The sequence below is a fragment of the Amphibacillus sp. MSJ-3 genome (assembly GCF_018919165.1).
Classification (GTDB): domain Bacteria; phylum Bacillota; class Bacilli; order Bacillales; family Amphibacillaceae; genus Amphibacillus.
In genome coordinates, this window is the sequence record NZ_JAHLQM010000010.1 from 1 (window position 1) to 21,287 (window position 21,287).

Consider the following 21,287-nt stretch of genomic DNA (forward strand, 5'->3'; position numbering starts at 1 on the left):
CGAGGAGGCTTGAGCCGTGCCCACGGAAAGCGTCCGCCTGGAATGAAAGGTAACGAAGTTACAAGCAAGTTTTGTATCAATGAAAACATAAGCCTAAAACAAGGCTTAAACATATTATACGAGGGGAGAAAATGATGAAATCTACAGGTATTGTACGCAAGGTTGATGAGTTAGGTCGTGTGGTTATACCTATTGAATTACGACGGACATTGGGTATTGCAGAGAAAGATGCTTTAGAAATTTATGTGGATGATGAGCGTATCATTCTACAAAAATACAAACCAAACATGACTTGCCAAATTACTGGTGAAATTTCTGATGATAACCTATCCCTTGCTGATGGAAAACTTATTTTAAGTCCTGAAGGTGCTAGATCATTGGTTGATGAAATTAATCGTTATTTAGACAAATAGTTTTAACTAGAAAGAGAGCTTTCAATACTGAACCATTCAAATTTTAGCTTTCCCTAAACTATTTGGATCGTTCCTGAAGCTCTCTCTTTTATGTTAGTCAACATGGTATTGTTGATAAATATCTCGTTTTTTTAATTCTCGATCCTGCGCTACCTTCCTTATCGCCTCTTTACTCGTTAGCTGATCTGTTTCGATATAATAATCGACATGTTCAATAATAGTTAGCTCCTCCCACCATGACTGATTCTCGTCAACCTGGGCTAGACTCCCTTCAATAATAATACAAAATTCGCCTTTCACCATCCCACTCTCCGACCATTCTATGAGTTCCTCAACTGTTCCACGCACATACTCTTCAAATTTCTTTGTTAATTCACGGGCAAGTGCTATTTTACGATTACCTAAATTCTCTTTTATGTCCATTAAAGTATCTTTTAGTCGATATGGCGATTCATATAGAATCAGTGTTGCTTGTTGTGCTTTTAGAATCTGCCATGCTTTTTTTCTTTCTTTATTCTTTTTAGGTAAAAAACCATAGAAATAAAATTGATCTGTTGGTAAGCCTGAACCAACCAAGCCACATAGGGCTGCATTCGCCCCCGGTAATACAACAACTGGAATCTCTTCCTCTATTGCAGATTGAATGAGTAATGTCCCTGGATCTGAAATACCTGGCATTCCCGCATCAGACACCAAGGCAAGATGCTGACCTTTTTTCAATACATTCAATAGATACTCCTGTTTCGACTGTTGACTATGTTCATGATAACTAGTCAGCGGGCAATGAATATCAAAATGTGACAGTAACTTTTTTGTATTACGTGTATCTTCTGCTGCAATTAAATGAACTTGCCTTAAAGTATTTAAAGCTCTAATTGTAAGATCATCTAGGTTTCCAATCGGAGTAGGCACAATATACAAAATACCTGTCCGTCCATTATCATGATAGCTCTTTTGTATTTTCAATCTGCTCACCTACTTTTTGCTCTTGAATGATTTGTTTCTTTTGAGAACGAGATAGTCTTTTTATTCGGTACTCCATTTGCATAGCCGCTTCTTTTGTCTCAAATATTTGATAGTAGCGTAATTTAAATGGCCCTCTTCCTCTTGTGTACTTCGCGCCTTTTCCCGATTCATGCATTCGTAATCGATGTGCTAAATCATTTGTATAGCCTGTATATAATGACCCATCCTTACACTCAATGATATAAACACTATGTTCAATAGACAAAGTCATGCAACTCCTTTGTATAACTACCTTCTTGATTAAAAACATAGAGGGGAGGTAACAGCTTTAAATCAACTTTCCCATCACGAATGGACTCGATTAATAAGATATTCGCCTCTTTCCCTTCTTTAGGGTAAACAAACTGTAGTCTCTTAGGTTCAAGCTTATATTTCCGCATTAAATTAATAATATCAACGAGACGACCCGGCCGATGGACCATAGCCACTTTTCCACCTGGTTTTACCAATCGACTCGATGTTTGAATCACCTGTTCCAAGTTTACTAAGATCTCATGTCTGGCAATGGTTAGATAGTCATTTTTATTCATTTGATTTGGATGTTCTGTTTTAAAGTAGGGTGGATTAACTGTAACAAGATCAAACTTATCATTACCAAAAAAACTTGGCATATCGTTTAGATCACCATGAATCAGTTCAATTTGATCTGTTTTATTGTTATATTGAACGCTACGTCGTGCCATTCCATACAAACGCTCCTGAATTTCGACACCTGTAATCGGCACATTTGTGAATTTACTCATCAAGAGCGGGATAACCCCATTCCCTGTGCAAAGATCTATTATCTTCCCTCTTTTTAAGGGTAGGGATGCAAAATTAGCTAGTAAAACGGCGTCAATTGAATATGAGAAAACTGTTGGACTTTGAATGATTTGCATCGATTGATCCATAAATAGATAATCTAAACGCTCATCGCCTAGTAAATCTACCATCCTTAACCTCCATACGATATTTTAATTTAATCAATGAAAAAGACTGGTTTTGAGAACAAAACTAACTCTCATTTAGTTAGAGAAAAATCTTATACTAAATAGAGATCCCTAAACCCAGCCTTTTTATTTTATTAGAAAGTCTACTTTTTATTTAAAAACTGTAAACAGAATAAACAATCTTCATTTTGTCTAGGACTTCCAAAATGAACATTACAAATATGGAAGCCTTCTTCATAAAGTCGTGCTAAATTATCATAGCCCTCACCAATAACGTTAGTATAATTATCTTGTTGACGATCTTCCTTTTCTTTAACTTCAAGTTCTCTATCTAAACGTTGGCGCAAATGATGATTCTCAATTGTCATTCGGTGATTTTCTTCTAAAAGCTCTTTTAAATGCCCTTTTAAATCACCTAACTGCTGGTAAAGTTGACCAATCTGTTCTTCCATATCTGATACTTGCTCGAACACTTCCTTTTTGTTCACGGCACTACCACCTCATCATTCCATGGTCATTAAATCAACAACACCCTGTTCAATCAATTCATCTAATGTGTATTCAATCATACGCTCTTTCTCGATTAATTCAATTTGAATTATGCGTTCTAATATATTTATACCAACAACCTTCCCTTCACCAATAGGAGTTAAAATCTTTTCACCTAAGTCAGGAAGTTGTTTTTTTGCTTCTTCATAATCATCATTTTCATATTTCAAACAGCACATTAAGCGACCACACAATCCAGATATTTTAGCAGGATTTAATGATAAATTTTGATCCTTTGCCATTTTTATCGAAACCGGCTCAAAGTCACCTAGAAAAGTAGAGCAACAGAGCATCCGGCCACACGGTCCAATACCGCCTAACAGTTTAGCTTCATCCCTTACCCCGATTTGCCGTAACTCTATCCTTGTTTTAAAAATCGCAGCTAAATCCTTCACTAAATTTCTGAAGTCAATTCGACCGTCAGCAGTAAAATAAAAAATAACTTTATTGCGATCAAATGTATATTCAACATCAACAAGATTCATATCCAGTTGATGTTCATTGATTTTATTAAAACATACCTGATAAGCTTCTTTTGCACTTTCCTTATTTTCTATGACTGCATACTTATCTTTCTTTGTCGCTAAACGAATCACCTTCTTTAATGGCAAGACAACGTCTTCCTCATCAACAGATTTATTCGCAATGACAACCTTGCCAAATTCAATTCCCCGTGACGTTTCTACAATCACATATTGATCCTGTTCAATAGTAAGCTGATCAGGATCAAAATAATATATTTTACCCGCTTTCTTAAAGCGTACACCGATCACTTCGATCATCTATCATCACCTCTGCATTTGCAGTGTTAATTTTTCCATGACTAACATTGGATGAATATTTTGAGTCACATGTCGTTTTGCTTCTAAAATAGAATATAAAATTTGTGTTGTGTCATTCTTAGACCAATGCCAGGTACATTTTTCGAGTTCTTTTAAATAACTTTGAAAAATAATTGTCTCTTTTTGATCAATCTGTAAATAGATAATATCTTTAAACCAGTACATAAGTAGATCAAGACCAAAGTTAAGCTTTTCCCGATCCGAAAAATGTTCCATCCATTGTCTCTGAATAAATAATAATGCTTCATCCTGTTTAGACTGGAGTATACCCATTAATTGTACCACTAATTTTCGTGCCTGTGCAAACCACTCATCTTGATCTAATGCTCGTGCCTGCTCGAGATTTGGCATGATAGCAGAAAATAGCCGAGCGTTTTCCGGCATGATACCTTCCTTTAGTAAAAGCTCTTCAATTGATTGCGAGGATAACGGCATTAATGAGATGATTTGACATCTGGATTTTACTGTATCAAGAATCGCCTGGCTATTTTCTGTCATTAAAATAGCCGTTGTTTTTTTACTGGGCTCTTCTAAAAATTTCAATAATCGATTTGCCGCATTTGTTGTCATTAAATCAGCATGTGAAATAAGGTAAACTTTTTGATTTGATTCTAAACCTGTATAAGTAAACTCTTTTTGTAAATGAGCAATTTGCTCTTTCTTAATTGAAGCACCATCTGGTCGAATCCAATGAACATCTGGGTGATTACCTGAATCAATTCGCAAACATTCATTACATCGATGACAAGGTTCACCCGCACTCATTTGTTTGCAAAATAGGCTTTTTGCTAAGAAGTAACCAATTGCTTCTTTTCCTGTTCCTACATCACCTTGTATTAAATAGGCATGTGCTACCCGTTCCCGAATAATCATTTGCCGTAACATCTTCATTGCTACCGGTTGCCGCTTCTCTAATTCAGCCCAATTTTCCATTATTGACACCACCACATTTATATAGTGAATCATTTCTTTATTCAAAAAAAAGAATGAAATCAACGTCTTGATTTCACCCTCTCGTTGTTGCTTTCATTTTATCATAGATCATACGAGTATTGCTTTATTTAAGAATACAAATTAATTAACAAACCTTTAATTTCTCCAATCATATCTAGTAAGTCAATCGATCGCTTCTCTTGTTCAACAATGGCTTCAGTTAAGGCAATAAGCTTTTCATCAATTTGTTTAACAATTAATAGTTGACGGCTATTGCCATTTAAGTTAAATGTATGTGATTGAGAGATATCTAATCCAAAATTAACAGCTTCCTTAATAAAACCTTTGACAAAACGTTTGTACTTAGCTAATTCCCGAAGTGTACGATAACGGGCAAGTTTCTCACCCTGGCTAGTAATTTCCTTCATTAGGTGCTCTAATTCGTAGCCATGTAATTTCTCAGCCTGTGTCATAACCATTGCATCGAAGGATAAACCTTTTGCTTTTGGTATCGGTTGATTAAGTTGTGTTGTATCAACTTGCGAACGAATTTCTTTATTAATTTTCACAGTATTAAACGTCCCTTAAATTATTTTAAAATTGATGAAATTGATCAACGGGTAAAACAAAGACAATGGCTCCACCAACTTCAATATTGATTGGCTGTGGGATATAGGAATCGGTATTCCCACCCATTGGTGAAATAGGTGCTACCATTTGTTCTCGTTGACTTGAGTTTTTCTTAATAATCTCAAGAGCTTGGTCAACATAATCATCTTGACAACCAATCATCAATGTTGTATTTCCTTCTTTTAGAAAACCACCTGTCGAAGAAAGCTTAGTTGTTTTAAAATCACTTTTACTTAGAGCATCAATTAAACGGCTACTATCCTTGTCCTCAACAACAGCTAAAATTAATTTCATTTAAAGTCGCCTCCTGAATATGATTACTACTCATTTATATGCAAGATAATCTTTTCATACGCTAGCTGAATGACATTTACTAATGATTGCTCAGCATCAATCGCTTCAATACGAGAGGGAAAGCGTTGCCTTAGTATTTGATAGCCCTCATATACCTTTTGATGAAAGGAGAGAGCCTCAACATCCAAGCGATTGAGTTCACGCGCTTGATTAGATCGAATTCTTGCTAATCCATTTTGAGGTTCAATATCGAAAAACAAGGTTAAATCTGGCATGAATTGGTCAATCGCAAATTGATTAATTTGGTAAATCTGGTCAATCCCCAAATTTCTTGCATAACCTTGATAAGCTAAACTACTATCGATGAATCGATCACATAAGACAATTTTCCCCGCTTCTAATGCAGGCTTAACCTTTTCAACAAGGTGTTGACGTCTTGCTGCAGCGTAAAGCAATGCTTCTGTTCGAGCATCCATTTCTGTATTTGATTGATCTAATAAAATGTTCCGAATCTGTTCAGAAATTTTTATTCCACCGGGTTCACGGGTTGTCACCACAGAATAACCTTGCCTCTCTAATCGATCAGCAACACCGGTTAATGCTGATGTCTTTCCAGCCCCTTCGCCACCTTCAAATGTAATAAAATATCCTCTCACCATCTATTCTCCTTTAAAAGCCTGAGGTGAGCCTTCCATTAATTAAGATGGACCTACACACAGGTTATCACTGGTTAAAGATTCACTTTAACCTTACTCTTTCTATTATTGTAGCATGTTTATCCCAAAAAATTAACGATTTTCAGATAATTATTAGCTGGCATTCAAATGATTGGGGATGATGACCACAATCCATTTGCCTGCTACAATAGCTATTATCTAAAAATATGAATATAACTCTTCATAAATACTTTTAATCACGGATTAACTAACTGTAAAACTTCTAATTCAATAAACAAAGGGCTATTAAGGGAATCAAGAGGCGGTAAAAACCCGAATCCTTCATCTAACACACAGTGAGGGAACGAAGATTCACTTAATTAAAAGATAGGATAATAAAGTCTCACACTCTTTCAACTGAAAGAATATGAGACTTTAACATTAACTATTTAACGGTGATTGTTGGATACGTCTTAATTTATGAACAAAAAAGCGATAGTCTGGATCTTCGGGATCAGTTGCTACAATCTTTGCTTGGCAACTTTCACAAATGTATAAATGATAGATAAATATCCCCTCTTCTTGATTTGTGTCACATATCTGACATTGATGCATCAGCTCCACCTCCGTTTACTAGTTTCACCGAATAAAATAGATTCTATACATTAAAAAAGCAGAAATCTGCTAGAATGATCTAACAAGATTTCTGCTTTTTATTATTTTTCTATCTAGAACGATTGACTATAATCTCACTTTTTATCCAGTAAATAAACAGAGTTCATACAAAGTGATCCCTCACAGTTCAAACCATTCCTACGGAGTATCTCCCTTAATACATGAGAAGTCTCCTACTCTGCAGCTTCTTCCCCTGTCTCTTCTTCAACTGGTGTAATTTCGTCTGCTTCAAATGGTTCTTCTTGAGTCACAGCAATTTCATAGCGATAAACTCCTGTTGTAGTGAAGTTATAAGCATAGTTTTGAACACGATTATTAACAGGTATAAGTATCGCACGATATACAGTTGGGAAAACAGGAATTTCATCAACCATCAGTTGTTGCCATTCACTATAGACCTCTTGACGATATTCTTGATCAAAGGCTTCTTCAGATAAACCTTCTTTTAGTAATCGGTCATTTTCTTCACTCGCATAACGTGGATAGTTGAAAGCAGCTGTTCGGCCATATAAACCAGATGGATCAACGTCAGCTCCTACTCCCCAAGCTCCTTGGTAAATATCAATTTCTGGGTCATCTGCCTCAACACGGTCATAGAATGTATTGAATTCTTGTAAGCGACCATCTAATAATTGAACATTTAAGCCGACCTCTTTCCATGCTTGCATATAATATTGGGCGATAGGTTCAGCAGTATCCCCACCTGACATGGAAGCGAAGTTGATAACCAGTTCGTTTCCATCTTGGTCTTCACGGAAACCATCTTCGTCAACATCGATATAACCAGCTTCATCTAAAATCTCATTTGCTTGTTTAGGATCATATGTTGGTGCCTCAATTGTAGCATCATGATAATCTGGATGAGAAGGTGGTGTCAATGTTGTTGCATTCCAACGCAATCCATCATAGAATTTAGTACCTACTGCGTCGTTATCCACTGCATACCACATTGCTCGACGTAGATTTACATCAGCCATTTTTGCATCAGGATCTGGTACAACCTCACCATCTTCTATCTTACCAAGTTTAAAACCAATATAGGTATAGGCAGTATCGATCCCACCTAGAAACTCCACATTGGACATATCTTGATTATCTTTATATTGTTCAGTCGGGAATGTACTAACTGCATCTATATCACCCGTTTGTAATGATTGAACAACGACATTTGGATTAATAACACGAACCGTTACACCGTCAAGTTTTGGTTCGCCTCTCCAATAATCTTCATTTTTGACCATTGTGACAGATTCACCTGGCACAATCGATTCCACTTTAAATGGACCATAACCGATTGGTTCTGTACGCACAGCATCAGATGAAGCCATATCTTCAATTGGAATATCTTCGAAAATATGTTTTGCTAATGGATAGGCCCAAATACCACCTGCTAATAGGGAAGGGGTAAATTCATGATAAGTTATTTTAATTGTCTTCTCATCAATAATCTCAATCCCTGATATCTCATCTGTTTCACCTTTATGATATTCTGGCATACCTTCAACACTACTCAAAGATTGTGTGTAACGAACACCATCATAGTCTGGATGACCAACAACTTCATAAGCATAAGCCCAATCCTCAGCTGTTACGGGCTCTCCATCATGCCAGTTTAGATTCTCGTTAATTGTGAAAGTAATTGAATGATTATCTTCATCTACCTCGAATGTCGCTGCGCCATCTTGTGTATAGGCATAGTTCTCATCCATGGTAAGAAGTGATTCACTAAACCAATCAATAATTTGAACGTCTGGGTTACCAGAATAGAAGTTATAGTTTAATGTTCCTTCAAACGCTGTGTCTGATACGAGACCAAAGTTCAAGGTTCCTCCTTCTATCGCTTCCCCTTCGTTTGTTTTGACCTGGTTAAAATCCTCGATCGAAATTAACTCATCCTCAGCAGCTGAGTCTCCTTCTTTTTCATCATTACAACCTGCTAATACTAGAACTAGCATTAACATAAGCGCAAGAAAAGCTTTTGGTATGCTTCTTCTTGTCATCATAAATAACCTCCCCATTTTTTATATTCTTGTCAACAACGCATGTTGACGATTTATACTTAACATCTGCTTCAGATGTAGGTATCACAATTCATATGACCGCTAGCCCCGACGTTGGCGAGCATCAGTAGCCCGTTTTAGCGCTTCTCCAACGTTACGAACGCTAAGCATAAGTAGGAAAATTAGAATCGCAGCTGGTAACCAAATCCACCAACGATATTCTAATGTTTGTGGATTTCTAGCATAGCTCAATAAGGTTCCTAAACTTGGTGTTGACTCTGGAAAGCCAAAGCCAAGAAACGATAAGCCAGACTCTAATCCAATATTAGCTGCCAAATTCAATGTCATCGTCACGATGATTAACGAACTTAAATTTGGCAGGACTTGACCAAACATAATCTTCCACTGGGGTGTCCCTAAAGTTTTTGATGCTTGGGCGTAGTCCAATTCCCGCTCCTGCAAAGCCTTTGATCGAACCAAGCGAGCAATCCCCATCCATAAAAAGGCCGTCATAATTAAGGAAAAGGCAAGAGTACTATAGCTTGGGACAATCGCAACAAATACAATAACGATCATAAGGAAAGGTAGTATTTGGAAGAAGTCAAGGATACGCATCATTACGTTATCGACATGCCCTCCAAAATACCCTGCGACTAACCCAAAGGTAACCCCTATTATCCCCGTTAAAAAGGTGACAATAAAACCAATCCACAAGGAGTTCCGTGTTCCAATAATTAATTGGCCAAAGACATCACGTCCACCATAATCTGTCCCTAACCAGAACTCTTGGTTTGGTGCTTGGTGAATCGAAAATAAATCAACTTTAACAATTTGATCCAAATCTAATACGGCAGAAACCGTAAAAACAACAACCGTTATGGAAACAAAAAAGATTAACGAGACAAGTGCTAATTTATCACGAACAATCTCACGCCATAAGATATTTAAACTACTTTGGCTTTTGTGTGCTTTCTTTTCTTCCTTTACATCGACATCGACTTTTACCATTGCCCTCACTCCTTTCTCGATTACTTAATCCGAATTCTCGGATCTACTAGGCTTAGTATAATATCGGAGAGTAACGCACCTAAAATCGATGCGATACCAAATAATAAAACGACCGCGGTGACCACACTGTAATCCCGCTGAGTGATCGACTCCATAAAGAGAAGTCCCATCCCTGGGTAACTGTAGATCGTTTCAATAAAAACAGTTCCCCCAATTAAGCCAGTAATCTCAAATCCAAATAAAGCAGCAATCGGTAAAAGTGAGTTTCTAAAGACATGGCGATTATAAACACGGGACTCCGAAGCCCCTTTGGCTCGTGCTGTTAAGATAAAATCCTTCTGTTTCGTATCGATAATTTCATTACGCAAATATTGAACCGTATTCACCGTCGTAATTAAAGCCATCGATAAAGCTGGCAACATTAAATGATGGAGTCGACTTACGTAATATTCAAATGTCCCCCTGGTTAAACCTGGTGCAACACTTGACCCCGTAGGAAACCATCCTAGTTGAAAACCAAAGATCCACAACAAGACAAGGGCAAAGATAAAGAGTGGTGTTGCAAAACCAATATAGGTATAGCCTGTTATCATTTGATCACGTAGTGTATCATTGTATCGTCCACTCGTAATCCCTAATGGAATAGCGATTATATAAGTAAAGATGAGTGTCAATAAAGATAACCAAATCGTATTATTAAGCCGTTGTCCAATTAAATCTGTTACATCTATTTTAAACCGGAATGATTGGCCTAGATCTCCTTGTAGAGCATTACCGACCCAATTCACATACTGGATATGCCATGGATCATTCAGACCCAATCGCTCGCGTTGTTCAGCAATCGTTGCTGGATCCAAATTGGGATCCACCAATCCTGTTAAAGCATCTCCTGGCATCATTTGTGCCATTATGAAAACCAAAACACTCAGTAAAATAATTTGAGGTAAGGTAATCAACAAACGTCTCGTAATAAACTTCCACATATCAGTTCACCCTCTCTGGCAAAGCAACGAGATGGGTTTCTGATTGACGACGTAAATCATAGGCTAAGCCCTCTTCGTCGAAATAATCATGATAAGCCTGCTCATATTCTTTTTGAACTTCTTCCCTGAAGGTCTTTTGCTTTGCTCTATTTTTTGGATTAATATCAGGAATCGCTGCGACTAAGCGCTTAGTATAAATATGTTGAGGATTTGTAAAAATGTCATCAGTCGACCCTTCCTCAACATAACGCCCTTTATACATAATGCCAATTCTATCACTCATATGTTTTACGATTCCCAAGTCATGGCTAATGAATAAATAAGTTAAATTTAATTCTTCTTGAATATCACGCATAAAATTTAATACTTGAGCTTGCACGGACACATCTAGCGCCGATACAGGCTCATCGGCGATAATCAATTTAGGTTTTAAAGCAATCGCCCGAGCAATACCAATACGTTGACGTTGACCACCTGAGAATTGATGTGGATATTTATAAATGCTTTCTTCAGATAATCCAACCTTTTCAAGTAGTTCAGCCACACGATATATTTCTTCTTTCTTTGTAAGTTTTTCATAGTTTCGTAACGGTTCAGCTACGATATCCAAAACTCTTTTCTTTGGATTCAATGAAGAGTATGGATCTTGGAAAATCATTTGAATATCTTTTCTAAAGTCGATTTTCTTATTCTTCTTATCAGCCAAATCGATCCCTTGAAAAATAATTTGGCCAGATGTGATCTGATTTAAACCGATAATCGCTCGACCTGTCGTCGTTTTACCTGAACCAGATTCACCGACAATACCATAAGTTTGACCTGCTTCAATTTGAAAAGAGATGCCATCGACCGCTCGAATCGAATCAATCTTTCGATTAAAAATCCCCCCTCGAATAGGGAAATGCACCTTTAAATCATTAATCTCAAGAAAGGTCACTTTGATCGACCTCCTCTTCTTTTGGAAAATGGAAATGTTGATAACATGTACAACGAACGAAATGTCCTGGTTTAATTTCACGTAAGACCGGATCTGCTTCATGAGTAGATTCATCTAACCAAGGAATTCGGTCTTTAAAGCGACAGCCTTTCCGTGGTAAAAGAGCCAAGGAAGGAACTATTCCTTGGATCACATGCAGTTTATCTTGTTGTTGATTAACATTTGGAACTGAATTTAATAATGAACGCGTATAAGGATGTTGAGGGTTCTCAAATAAAGTTTCAACATCTGCTAATTCGACAATTTCCCCCGCATACATCACGGCGACGCGATCAGCCATTTCTGCAACCACCCCTAAATCATGGGTAATTAAAATAATCCCTGCATTCATCTTTTGTTTTAACTGACGAATCAAGTCTAGAATCTGAGCTTGAATCGTGACATCTAAGGCTGTCGTGGGCTCATCCGCAATTAACAATTCAGGATCATTTGAAATCGCAATAGCGATCATCACACGCTGACGCATTCCTCCTGACAGCTCATGTGGATATTGATCAACAACATATTCTGGACGGGGGATCCCTACCTGATTCAACAGGTCAATGACTTTTGTACGTCTTGCCTGTTTATCAAGCTTTTTATTGTGTAAAAATAAGGCTTCACCGATTTGTTCTCCAACTGTCATCAGCGGATTTAATGCGGTTAAAGGGTCCTGAAAAATCATCGCCATATCTTTCCCTCTGACTTGATTAAGCCGTGAGTCAGACATGCCGATTACATTCTCTCCTTTGAATAATATTTCTCCTTCTGTTTTCGCACGATTATGCAGGCGCATGATCGAAAAAGCTAAAGCACTTTTCCCTGATCCAGATTCACCTACAATTGCTAAGACTTCATTTTTATTAACGGTTAATGAAACATCGTCAACAGCCGCATAATAATCATCTCGAATACGAAAGGAGGTATATAAATGATTGATTTCTAGCAATTTATTTTCCAACTTCATCCTCCTCAACATCTATAAAATCTATCTAAATTAAAGAATTATTCTGAAAACTGAATAATCGCTTGTTTTCTCCCCTTCATCCATACATTGTATAAAGATGTTAAAAACATTATAAAGAAAATTGTTTGAAAAAGCAATGTTATAACTTGCTAATCAGTAGTAATGCCATGATTATAATGACTTTTTGCAGTTGAGCTAACTAAAAAACTCCAACTCAATTATATAAAAAACAACCCGTTTTGTAACAATCCATAAAAAAATATACAATGAAAAGTTCATTGTATATTTCTGAATCACCATTCTATTTCCATTGGCTAAATAACAAATAAATGGATGGAGCTTAAGGCTATCATACCAGGTATCCCTAAAAAGCCAACAGTTGTTGCCGTAAACAAATTGATCGGTACATGTAAACCAAATGAGCCACTTAATATATTTAAAAAGAACAACAATAACGCACCAATCGCTACTTTTGTGATTAGTTTGGGTAACCATTTGATTGATTTCAAATTAAATAACATCATAAGTACAAGACAGACAATACCAACGATCATATACGGATTCACTATAATCACCCCTTGTCTAAACGGCTCCTTGTTCCATATATATGTGATCAACTAAAAAAAAGAACGAGGCTGAGACATAACTAGTCTCACTGAGTAAAAAAGGTTCTATTTACGGTTTTTTCGTAAATAGAACCTTTTTCATTTTAGCTGAGTTTTGCCCCAGCCTCTTCTTTAATCTTCTATAATTAATGTTATTTAACTTTCATATTCAAATGATAGTGTCTTACTTCTTTTAATAAATAAAAATATTTTGCTTCAGCAACCATTAGTTCAAAACGTCCAGATTCACTTGGCTCTATACTTTGATCCATGATCTTCATTAATCGTGTCCATTCGTTTTGCATTTGTAAAGTATCCTGTAACAATTGTGCTTCTTCTCTTTGACGCTTTCGTTTACTTAACATGGTCGCTTCACTTCCTTCTATCACAAATAACGGTCGACAACTCCCTACCTTAATAAAAACATAATTAAAATAAGGTCCAGCCAATCATCATGTTCTAATAGACATTACCCGTTTTTTGTAGAAAACTAACCTAAAAAATAATTAAATTTATAATTCGCGTCTTCCTTCTAATGCTTTGGAAAGTGTTACCTCATCTGCATACTCTAAGTCTCCTCCCATAGGAAGGCCATGGGCAATCCGAGTGATTTTAATGCCAGCAGGTTTGACTAATCGTGAAATATACATAGCAGTAGCCTCTCCCTCGACATTAGGATTTGTAGCTAGAATAAGTTCTGTTACCTTCTCATCCTTTAAGCGATCAAGTAGGGATGGAACATTAATATCTTCTGGCCCAATCCCATCAATTGGAGATATTGCTCCATTTAGAATATGATATTGGCCATTATACTCACGCATTTTTTCCATTGCGATTACATCTTTAGGATCTTGAACAACACAAATAACAGACCGATCCCTAGATTGATCTTGACAAATTGAGCAAGGATCTTGATCAGTTATATTTCCACATATACTACAGTGAGTTAGCTCTCTTTTCGCACTTACAAGCGCCTTAGCAAAATCTAAAACATCGTCTTCCTTCATATTTAATACAAAAAAAGCCAGTCGAACCGCTGTTTTGGGTCCTATCCCTGGCAATTTAGTAAAGCTATCAATTAGCTTTGAAATTGGTTCTGGATAATACACTGATTAACCCTCCTAGAACATCCCTCCAGGCAAATTAAGGCCTTGAGTAAATTTACCCATTCTCTCATTTGTCGTTTCTTCTATTTTCGTTAATACCTCATTTGTTGCAGCAATGATTAAGTCTTGTAACATTTCAATATCATCAGGATCTACAACATCTTCACTAATTTCCACATCAAGAATTTCCTTTTTTCCATTGGCAGTTACTTTAACCATCCCACCACCTGACGTGGCTTCAAAAGTCATTTCCATAAGTTCATCTTGAGCTTTCACCATATCTTTTTGCATTTTCTGCATTTGCTTCATCATCTTATTCATATTACCCATATTTCCACGCATGTTTTTCCCTCCTGAAATTTACTATCTTCTTATTATTCATGAATTTCTAATAAATCATCACCAACAAGCTTTCTTGCTTCCGCTACAATGGGGTCTTCTTGGTCCTTTTCTTGTGACTCTTCATTTTCATCTTTCGTTTGTTGGCGTTGTTTCTCAATATAGTCCTGACGTAATTCCAACCAATTGTCTTCTGGGATTGGAATATAGTGCATATTTTTCCCGAAAACTTCGAGCAAAAGCGCTTCAATCATCTGTTGATGATCAAGAGCGAGTGAACAATGGATATCATATTTAAATGAGATCACAAGCTTATCTTCAGATGCAGCACTTGGCCTTGCATCCTGTAACACTGCATATGCTGGTGCACTTTGTTGCTTAAGGCTTTGTAAAAATATCGCCCATTTCGCTTGAATCGCTTGTAAATATTTCTTCTCTGCCTCACCTAATACCTGGCGAATGCGCTCATAAGGAATCCGATACTTATTCTTAGTCGGTGATGACCGCTTTTGTGTAGCTTTTGGAGCGGAGGCATTTGTTGGGACTTTATTATTTTTAACTTCATGTAATTCCTTTTCTAGTTTATCAAGCTTTTCTGATAACTGCAAAATTTGTTTTACTTCTTGTTTTGAAACTCGATCTTCTGCTTGTGCCTCCGTCAATTTTAACATCGTAATTTCAATAAAAACTTTAGGTGTATTCGTCCACTTCATTTCTTGCTGGCATTGATTTAATTCGGTAATTGCTCTTTGAATCCATTCAGCCGATACTTCTTCCTGTAAATCGATAAAGGCTTGATCAACAATGGCCCTTTCCAATAAATCATCAAAATCCGATGCACTTTGATAAAGAAGGAGATCACGCAAGAAATAAATTAAATCGTAAACTAATCTGACTGGGTCCTTTCCTTCTTGGATAAAAAGATCAACTAGGTTTAAAGCCGACTTTGTATCTTGACGATACAGTGCATCAATTAATTCTGTTAATTTACCCTGAGAAACTGAACCTGTTATCATCAGAACATCTTCAAGCTCTACCTTCTGATCACTGTATGAAATCGCCTGATCCAACAAACTCAATGCATCACGCATACCCCCTTCGGCTGCTAATGCAATTGCGTGAAGGGCCTCATCCGTTACTTCTAACTCTTCTTGACCTAAAATCTCTTTCATCCGACTGATTAAGAATGGATGTGTAATTCTTTTGAAATCAAAACGTTGACATCTTGAAATGATCGTTAACGGGATTTTATGTGGCTCAGTTGTAGCTAGGATAAATATCACATGTTGCGGCGGTTCTTCTAATGTTTTTAAAAGGGCATTAAAAGCACCAATTGAAAGCATATGAACCTCATCAATAATATAGACCTTATAGGCAACTGAACTTGGCGCATATTTCACTTTATCCCGAATATCACGGATCTGTTCGACACCATTATTTGAGGCCGCATCGATTTCAATGATATCTGAAATGCTACCATTTTGAATGCCAATACAGGCATCACACTCTCCACAAGGTTCTCGTACAGGTGTTGACTGGCAATTAACTGCTTTAGCAAAAATTTTAGCAGCACTTGTTTTTCCAGTTCCCCGTGGACCCGAAAATAAGTAAGCATGTGAGAATTTATTTTGGAAAATGGCATTTTGTAAAGTACGAGTAATATGGGATTGTCCTACAACATCACTAAACTTCTGTGGTCTCCATACACGATAAAGGGCCTGATAGCTCATTTTTCGCTTCTTCCTTCCTACTTGGAATTCCCTTCTATTATAACTGAAATTCACTTGAAATGTGAGTGCATCCAAGATGATTTATGTAAAGTGGTCACCAACCAATTTTCACTATATGCTTAGTAATTTATCTCACTAAATAGGAAATCCTATCGACATTTACTAAGTATAAAAAAATCTCTTACCAACACGGCAAGAGAATTTTAATTTTTATTATAACGCCGTGCACCTACCATCGATCACACAGCCCTAAGCGTTACATAAATTCATGACTCAGCCCAGGCTTCCCCGCGGCACACGCGAATGACCGCTTACTGCTGCTTTCTTCCGAACCTGACAGGGTTCACGGGTTCACGTTGCGCAGGACCAGAACATCAACATCAATTCTTTATGGCAGACCTTATAGCAATGCACCTCAAATAGGAATTCAGCCTCGCTATAGCGGATTGCGAGTACAGGGCACCGCTACCTCCCCACCTAGCACGGCAAGATTGCTAACAACATTTATCTGCACCAATTGGCGCACTTACTAGTATAGTCTGTTTTCATCAAAATTGCAACGTTTAGCCATTGTTACTTTTTCCCTAATCATTTGTTAATGAGATGACTTGGATAACTTCTTTTCCTCACGAAGCTTTTTAAAAAAACCTTTTAACAATTGAGAACATGCTTCATTTAATACCCCACCCCTTAAATCAACTTGATGGTTAAAATGATGGTTCTCCAATATGTTAATAATTGATCCCGCACAACCCGACTTGGGATCATATGCCCCAAAAACCACACGTGGTATCCGAGCTTGTAAAATAGCCCCAGCACACATTGGACAAGGTTCTAATGTCACGTATAATGTACAGTTTTCTAGTCGCCAACTACTTATTTTCTCATTTCCTTTATCAATCACAAGCATTTCAGCATGGGAAGCTGTCGTTTGAAGTGTTTCACGTAAATTAAAAGCCCGTGCAACCACTTGATCTTGATATACAAGGATTGCGCCAATCGGCACTTCTCCCAATTGTTCAGCTTTCATTGCTTCTGCTAATGCCAATTCCATATAATCTTCATCAGTCATATCAAGCTCTCCTCGAACTTATTATCTAATCAAAGTATAACAAATTTCAACCTATTATAATCCTTCAAGCCTTAATAGGCCAAGAAAGATTTAAAATCGTTCACGAAGAATGCAGGTCACTTGAATCGTATACAATTTTACCACCGCTTCGTTTCAGTTAATTAATCATCTAGAATCAACTTAATTTACCCTTTATGTCTTTAAAGTTTACGCCATATTATCCTCGAAAGTAAAGAGAACCTTCATGTCTTAAGATCAGTTAATGGCCAATCAACCTTACTTAATGTCACCTGCCTAAACCATACAGCATAGGATAACACAAGTACTTAGTTAGGAGGATTTATTGTGCAAATTTATATTGTTAAACAGGGAGATTCTATCTACAGTATCGCTAATACCTTTGGGTCTACGGTAGAAGATATTGTTCAAGCGAATGAATTAGAAACCCCTGATGCCCTTGTCGTCGGTCAAGCATTAGTCATCCCAATTGTTGGGCAATTCTACTTTGTCCGCCCCGGTGATAGTCTATATTCCATTAGCCAAAAGTTTCAACCAACTGTTACAGAACTCGCTGAAATCAATGCAATTGACCCAGAGCAACCGCTCCCCATTAATTTTAGATTATATATTCCTGAACAGCCAAAAACAACAATTGAATCTAATGCCTATGTTGAACCAATTGGTGACACTGTTTCGAGTACATTAATTAATGCCGCAGAAAAGCATGCAGAGCAATTAACATATCTAGCCCCTTTTAGTTATCAAGTAAATCGAGATGGTAGTCTTACGGCACCACCACTAAATGATTTCCCTAAAATTGCTACAGATCATCAAACCGCCCTAATGCTAGTTATCACAAATTTAGAGGAAGGTGCTTTTAATGAGGAATTGGGCCATCTGATTGTCAGTGATCAAACCATTCAAGACAGCTTACTTGATCATATTATTGCTACAGCAAAAGAGGTTGGTTTTCGAGATGTCCATTTTGACTTTGAATTTCTCCCCCCAACTGATCGTGAAGCCTACAATCAATTTTTACGTCGAGCTAAAACAAGATTAAGTCAGGAGAACTTGTTAATGTCAACGGCTTTAGCGCCCAAAACAAGTGCAAGTCAACAAGGGCAATGGTACGAGGCACATGATTATCAAGCCCATGGTGAAATTGCCGATTTTGTTGTCTTAATGACTTATGAATGGGGTTATAGTGGTGGACCACCTATGGCTGTTTCACCAATTGACCAAGTAAGCCGTGTCGTTAACTATGCCTTAACAGTCATACCAGCTGAAAAAATAATGCTTGGACAAAATTTATATGGTTACGATTGGACTTTACCCTTTGAACCTGGGGGCGAATTTGCACGTGCTTTGAGCCCACAGCAAGCGATTCAACTTGCACGTGAGCATAATCAAGCAATTTCTTATGATCAAACAGCTCAAGCACCTTTCTTCCAATATGTTGATTCAGAAGGAAATCAACATGAAGTCTGGTTTGAAGATGCCCGCTCTATCCAAGCAAAATTTGATCTAATTAAGGAAAAGGAGTTAAGGGGGATTAGCTACTGGAAGCTCGGCTTAGCCTTTCCGCAAAATTGGTTACTCTTAACTGACCAATTTACAATTAAAAAACATTAGATAAGGGGCTGAGACAAAACTAGTCTCTAATCATGAAAAAGGGTTCTGATTACATGGAAGTTGTAATTAGAACCACCTTTTCCTATTCGATATATTTCAATGCCCAGTTTAGGCTTGTTGATGGCGGTGAACTTCCTAAAAAATCATCGCAATTAGCGCAAATCCTCTTTCATCGGGTACTTTTGATTTACCCCTTAAAGATAACCCAAACTAGCCTTCAAAAACCAAAAGAATGGCTCACATCAATTTTACCTTGACCGTAAGTTTCACCTTCTGAAAGCTTCCTTAATTGTCTATAAGAACATTTTTTTAATAGTAATTAGATGAATAAAATTCACTCAATTTAGGATAAGCTACACCTTATATTCGTAAAATAAGTCATTCATTTATGTATAGAATCGTTAAAATCACTCAAACTAAATGTGAAATTGAGGTGAATCTCTTGTTGAGAAAAAAACAAACTAAAAATAATCATAACCAGATTAGCTCTAATCTAGTTGAAAATATAGATAAGATTAAAAATGATTTTTCTTATCAAATCAATAATGATTTTTCATTCCGAATGTTAACAGCTAAATTTAATCAAAAAGATATTTGTCTATGCTATTATGCCTCACTTGTTAATAGCGATAAAATTGAGCAATCCATTATCAAACCTTTACTTGAACAAGATGGGGAATCAATCGCCAATATCGTTACTGTCGAATCCGTTAAAGTGCTAACTGATTGTGACGAAATCAATCAAAATGTGACGAGTGGTAAAGTTATTTTATTTATGGAGGATCACTCCCAAGCATATTCAATCGATGTCTCACAATTTGAACACAGAGAAGTGAGCCAATCCGAAAACGAAAGTGTTGTACGTGGACCAAAAGAAGCCTTTACAGAATCAATCCATGTCAATATTTCACTCATCCGAAAGCGAATTCGTAATCAACATCTCGTTTCAGAGGTATTACATGTTGGTAAACGTTCTAAGCAAGATGTTCAATTACTCTATATTGAAAATATCGCCAATGACCAATTACTAGAAAATATTCGTTCAAGAATTAACGCGATAACTGCTGATTCTGTTCAAAACGTTGAGTTGTTAGAACAGTATATTGAGGAAAGACCACTCTCAATCTTTCCAACCATCTTATATACAGAAAGACCTGATAATGCATGTACCTATATCAATCGTGGACATGTTGTCTTACTAATGGAAAGTTCAGCTGCTTGTTTAATCGTCCCCATTAATTTTTGGGCATTCTTTCATAACATTGAAGATCGATATTCTCGTGTAATGTTTAGTAACTTTGCTAGAGCAATCCGATTCCTAGCTTTATTTTTAACAACAATGGTATCTGCTCTTTATGTTGCATTAGCCAATTTCCATACCGAAATGATCCCACTTGATTTATTATTAGCAATTGCTTCTGCAAGAGATCGCGTTCCATTCCCATTGCTCTTGGAAGTCCTTTTAATGGAGGTGGCATTTGAGCTTATTCGCGAAGCAGGGATCCGAATTCCCAATCCATTAGGTCCGACGATTGGGATTGTTGGTGCTTTAATCCTTGGTCAAGCTGCCGTAGAAGCAAATATCATTAGTCCAATTATCGTTATTATTTCCGCCCTATCTGGACTAACATCCTTTGTTATCAGTGACCCAAGCTTTAACTTTACAGTTAGGATTACACGGTTTATTTTTATTTTTGCGGCAAGTCTTTTTGGTATCTATAGCTTGATAATCTGCTTTGTCATGTGGTTGATGTATGCAATCTCACTCAAATCATTTGGGGTACCTTATTTTGCTCCTTTAGCTCCAAGCTATCAGTCCAACAAAAATATCTACTTTAGAAAGCCATTAAGAAATGAGAAATGGCGTCCCAAATATTTATTACCTAAAGATATGAAAATGTTGAAAAAATAACGGAGAGATA

At 37.0% G+C, this 21,287-nt stretch carries 24 protein-coding genes and 1 other RNA gene; 3 read left to right on the forward strand and 22 right to left on the reverse strand.

Annotated features, from left to right (window positions below):
- Positions 1–134 precede the first annotated feature (134 nt).
- Positions 135–413: a transition state genes transcriptional regulator AbrB gene (locus KQI76_RS04415; protein WP_216399106.1), complete on the forward strand. Its 279-nt coding sequence runs from the start codon at positions 135–137 to the stop codon at positions 411–413.
- Between the two features lie 93 nt (positions 414–506).
- Here KQI76_RS04415 and rsmI read toward each other — a convergent pair whose 3' ends face one another.
- The 22 genes from rsmI to tadA form a co-directional block, all read right to left on the reverse strand.
- Positions 507–1,379: a 16S rRNA (cytidine(1402)-2'-O)-methyltransferase gene (gene rsmI, locus KQI76_RS04420; RefSeq protein WP_216399107.1), complete on the reverse strand. Its 873-nt coding sequence runs from the start codon at positions 1,377–1,379 to the stop codon at positions 507–509.
- Positions 1,354–1,644: a GIY-YIG nuclease family protein gene (locus tag KQI76_RS04425; protein ID WP_216399108.1), complete on the reverse strand. Its 291-nt coding sequence runs from the start codon at positions 1,642–1,644 to the stop codon at positions 1,354–1,356. The genes rsmI and KQI76_RS04425 overlap by 26 nt, the downstream gene beginning before the upstream one ends.
- Complete coding sequence (locus KQI76_RS04430; protein ID WP_216399109.1) at positions 1,634–2,371, reverse strand: tRNA1(Val) (adenine(37)-N6)-methyltransferase; 738 nt, start codon at positions 2,369–2,371, stop codon at positions 1,634–1,636. The genes KQI76_RS04425 and KQI76_RS04430 overlap by 11 nt, the downstream gene beginning before the upstream one ends.
- Before the next feature lie 140 nt (positions 2,372–2,511).
- Positions 2,512–2,856, reverse strand: a complete 345-nt coding sequence (yabA, locus tag KQI76_RS04435; protein WP_216399110.1) for a DNA replication initiation control protein YabA — start codon at positions 2,854–2,856, stop codon at positions 2,512–2,514.
- 15 nt (positions 2,857–2,871) lie between these two features.
- Positions 2,872–3,699 carry a PSP1 domain-containing protein gene (locus tag KQI76_RS04440; RefSeq protein WP_216399111.1) on the reverse strand — a complete coding sequence of 276 codons (828 nt, stop codon included), beginning with the start codon at positions 3,697–3,699 and terminating at the stop codon, positions 2,872–2,874.
- 6 nt (positions 3,700–3,705) lie between these two features.
- Entirely contained in the window at positions 3,706–4,692 is a 987-nt protein-coding gene (gene holB / locus KQI76_RS04445; protein ID WP_216399112.1) for a DNA polymerase III subunit delta', read from the reverse strand.
- Between the two features lie 128 nt (positions 4,693–4,820).
- Positions 4,821–5,261, reverse strand: a complete 441-nt coding sequence (locus tag KQI76_RS04450; protein ID WP_216399113.1) for a YaaR family protein — start codon at positions 5,259–5,261, stop codon at positions 4,821–4,823.
- Positions 5,262–5,286: 25 nt separating this feature from the next.
- On the reverse strand, positions 5,287–5,616 hold the full coding sequence (locus KQI76_RS04455; protein WP_216399114.1) for a cyclic-di-AMP receptor: 330 nt from the start codon (positions 5,614–5,616) through the stop codon (positions 5,287–5,289).
- 26 nt (positions 5,617–5,642) lie between these two features.
- On the reverse strand, positions 5,643–6,272 hold the full coding sequence (tmk, locus tag KQI76_RS04460) for a dTMP kinase (RefSeq protein WP_216399115.1): 630 nt from the start codon (positions 6,270–6,272) through the stop codon (positions 5,643–5,645).
- A 441-nt stretch (positions 6,273–6,713) separates the two neighbouring features.
- Positions 6,714–6,887 carry a sigma factor G inhibitor Gin gene (locus KQI76_RS04465; RefSeq protein ID WP_216399116.1) on the reverse strand — a complete coding sequence of 58 codons (174 nt, stop codon included), beginning with the start codon at positions 6,885–6,887 and terminating at the stop codon, positions 6,714–6,716.
- Between the two features lie 233 nt (positions 6,888–7,120).
- Complete coding sequence (gene opp4A, locus KQI76_RS04470) at positions 7,121–8,947, reverse strand: oligopeptide ABC transporter substrate-binding protein (protein WP_216399117.1); 1,827 nt, start codon at positions 8,945–8,947, stop codon at positions 7,121–7,123.
- Positions 8,948–9,049: 102 nt separating this feature from the next.
- A complete protein-coding gene (locus KQI76_RS04475; RefSeq protein WP_216399118.1) occupies positions 9,050–9,955 on the reverse strand; it encodes an ABC transporter permease in 906 nt (301 codons plus the stop codon).
- A 20-nt stretch (positions 9,956–9,975) separates the two neighbouring features.
- Positions 9,976–10,938, reverse strand: a complete 963-nt coding sequence (gene opp4B, locus KQI76_RS04480; protein ID WP_216399119.1) for an oligopeptide ABC transporter permease — start codon at positions 10,936–10,938, stop codon at positions 9,976–9,978.
- A 1-nt stretch (position 10,939) separates the two neighbouring features.
- Entirely contained in the window at positions 10,940–11,875 is a 936-nt protein-coding gene (locus KQI76_RS04485) for an ABC transporter ATP-binding protein (protein WP_371817649.1), read from the reverse strand.
- Positions 11,862–12,875 (reverse strand): ABC transporter ATP-binding protein, encoded by a 1,014-nt coding sequence (locus KQI76_RS04490; RefSeq protein ID WP_305853365.1) that lies wholly within the window; start codon positions 12,873–12,875, stop codon positions 11,862–11,864. Before KQI76_RS04490 ends, KQI76_RS04485 begins: the two co-directional genes overlap by 14 nt.
- 320 nt (positions 12,876–13,195) lie before the next feature.
- Positions 13,196–13,447, reverse strand: a complete 252-nt coding sequence (locus tag KQI76_RS04495; protein ID WP_216399122.1) for a pro-sigmaK processing inhibitor BofA family protein — start codon at positions 13,445–13,447, stop codon at positions 13,196–13,198.
- Between the two features lie 191 nt (positions 13,448–13,638).
- On the reverse strand, positions 13,639–13,851 hold the full coding sequence (locus tag KQI76_RS04500) for a YaaL family protein (protein WP_216399123.1): 213 nt from the start codon (positions 13,849–13,851) through the stop codon (positions 13,639–13,641).
- Between the two features lie 147 nt (positions 13,852–13,998).
- Complete coding sequence (recR, locus tag KQI76_RS04505) at positions 13,999–14,595, reverse strand: recombination mediator RecR (protein ID WP_216399124.1); 597 nt, start codon at positions 14,593–14,595, stop codon at positions 13,999–14,001.
- Positions 14,596–14,607: 12 nt separating this feature from the next.
- Positions 14,608–14,934 carry a YbaB/EbfC family nucleoid-associated protein gene (locus tag KQI76_RS04510; RefSeq protein ID WP_216399125.1) on the reverse strand — a complete coding sequence of 109 codons (327 nt, stop codon included), beginning with the start codon at positions 14,932–14,934 and terminating at the stop codon, positions 14,608–14,610.
- Between the two features lie 32 nt (positions 14,935–14,966).
- On the reverse strand, positions 14,967–16,661 hold the full coding sequence (dnaX, locus tag KQI76_RS04515; RefSeq protein ID WP_216399126.1) for a DNA polymerase III subunit gamma/tau: 1,695 nt from the start codon (positions 16,659–16,661) through the stop codon (positions 14,967–14,969).
- 221 nt (positions 16,662–16,882) lie between these two features.
- Positions 16,883–17,147, reverse strand: an RNA gene (gene ffs, locus KQI76_RS04520) — signal recognition particle sRNA large type.
- Positions 17,148–17,256: 109 nt separating this feature from the next.
- Complete coding sequence (tadA, locus tag KQI76_RS04525) at positions 17,257–17,733, reverse strand: tRNA adenosine(34) deaminase TadA (RefSeq protein ID WP_216399127.1); 477 nt, start codon at positions 17,731–17,733, stop codon at positions 17,257–17,259.
- Between the two features lie 345 nt (positions 17,734–18,078).
- Here tadA and KQI76_RS04530 point away from each other — a divergent pair, with 345 nt between their 5' ends.
- On the forward strand, positions 18,079–19,365 hold the full coding sequence (locus KQI76_RS04530) for a glycosyl hydrolase family 18 protein (protein WP_216399128.1): 1,287 nt from the start codon (positions 18,079–18,081) through the stop codon (positions 19,363–19,365).
- Between the two features lie 445 nt (positions 19,366–19,810).
- Complete coding sequence (locus tag KQI76_RS04535; RefSeq protein ID WP_253288804.1) at positions 19,811–21,277, forward strand: spore germination protein; 1,467 nt, start codon at positions 19,811–19,813, stop codon at positions 21,275–21,277.
- Positions 21,278–21,287 lie beyond the last annotated feature (10 nt).